The 1787-nt window shown below is 64.5% G+C and carries 1 pseudogene; it reads left to right on the forward strand.

Annotation, left to right across the window (positions count from 1 at the left end):
* Window positions 1-78: 78 nt before the first annotated feature.
* Window positions 79-1680, forward strand: a pseudogene (locus tag OKB81_RS20230) (VolA/Pla-1 family phospholipase); the annotation flags it as partial.
* Window positions 1681-1787 lie beyond the last annotated feature (107 nt).

Below are 1787 nucleotides of genomic sequence, written 5' to 3' on the forward strand. Positions count from 1 at the left end.
GGCGATAAAATTAGATCACAAACGAAGCCTTTTTTATATCTATTTCAATTGGTTGGCGCTAAAGATCCTGTACATGATACCCTGTCGGTGAGCGGCGGCAGCCCCTTCCTGACCCAGCTGGACGCCGAGAACTTCCTGCCCCAGGAGCAGAAGGATGCGATTGCCGCCGCTTTTGGTGACGGCACTCCACTCCACAATCTGGCCTTGGGTACCACCGTCTACAGCGGCACCGTCAAGCTGCCCTACTTCCTCTCCTCCCCGACCACCGCCGGCTCCTGGGACAAGGCGAAGACCCAGTCCTGGCACGGTGCCATCCCCAGCCTCTACGCCATCGCGAACGCCCTGAAGGCCCAGGATGCCGAAGTGATCGGCGGCCTGGTGGGGGCGGGTGTGGATCCGGCCCTGCTGGGCGAACTCATCGCCGATCCGAGCCGTCAGGCCGAGCTGCTGGCGGAGGCGAGCAAGTTGATCGGGGTGACCCTCACCTCCGGCGGCAAGGCGCTGGATCCCGAGATGAATATCGGGCGCTTCAACCCGCTGCCGGCATTGGAAGAGGTGCAGTCCGTCCCGATGCGGATCTTTGCCGCCGCACCGCTGGCGAACATCACCGACGTGATCATCTATCAGCACGGCGTCACCTCGGTGAAGGAGAACGCCTACGCCCTGGCCCTTGGCCAGATTGGTGCCGGTGCCCAGGCGAGCAAGAACGTGGCCGTGGTGGTGATCGATCATCCGTTGCACGGTGAACGCGGCTTCGCCCTGACCGGCAGCATGGACTCGGTGACCACCTCCGACAACCCGACCCCCTACCTGAACCTGAGCTACCTGACCGTGGCCCGCGACAACCTGAAACAGAGCGTCGCGGATCTGCTGGGCCTGCGTCTGGCGGTGGGGCTGGCCAATGCCAAGGGGGCTATCGGCACCGCTGGCAGCCTCAAGGTACACTTCCTGGGTCACTCTCTGGGTGCCATCGCGGGGGCCAACCTGCTGGCGGTGGCCAACCAGTCTGTTGGCAACCCGACGGCAGACGCCCTGTTCAAGTTCGACACTGGCGGCCTGGCCATGCCGGGTGGCGGCATAGCGCCGCTGTTGCTGAACTCGCCGACCTTCGGCCCGACCATCCAGATGAGCGTGCTGACCGCTGGCAGTGCGGCCCTGAAGGCAGCCTTCACCGCCTACGCCCCGAACTGCAAGACGGCGGTGCCGACCTGCTTCGTCAACGAGTTCCTGCCGAGCCAGGATGCGGCCACCCAGGCCACGGCGGCCAGCACCCTGCAGAGCTACAGCTTCGCGGCGCAGTCGGTGCTGGATTCGGCAGACCCCATCAACTTGGGGAGCGGCATCGCGGCGGACTTCCCGCTGTTTGCCACCGAAATCGTCGGCGACGGCGCCCTGAGCCTGTCGGATCGAGTGATCCCGAACAGCATCGCCACCGCCCCGCTGGGTGGCACCGAGCCGCTGTTCAAGGTCCTGGCCCTGCAACCGCTGACCGCCACCGGCGCCGCCAACCACAGAGCGGCCCGCTTTGTGGCCGGGGGGCACAGCTCGCTGCTGGCACCTGACGAGAACTTCGATCCGACCGGCGCCGTCACCACCGAGATGCAGACCCAGTTCGGCAGCTTCTTCGCAAGCGGCGGTACCGCGCTCAAGGTGACCGACGGCAGCCTGCTCAAGCAGTAAGCCGGCCGACCAATAAAAACGCCGCCCCTTGGGGCGTAATGCCAGTCAGTTAAGCCTGACTGGCATTGTTTTTACTAGGTTTTCTCGTCGCATACTTCTGTGGTTTG

The organism is Aeromonas sp. QDB56 (assembly GCF_027705505.1).
Lineage (GTDB): Bacteria > Pseudomonadota > Gammaproteobacteria > Enterobacterales > Aeromonadaceae > Aeromonas > Aeromonas caviae.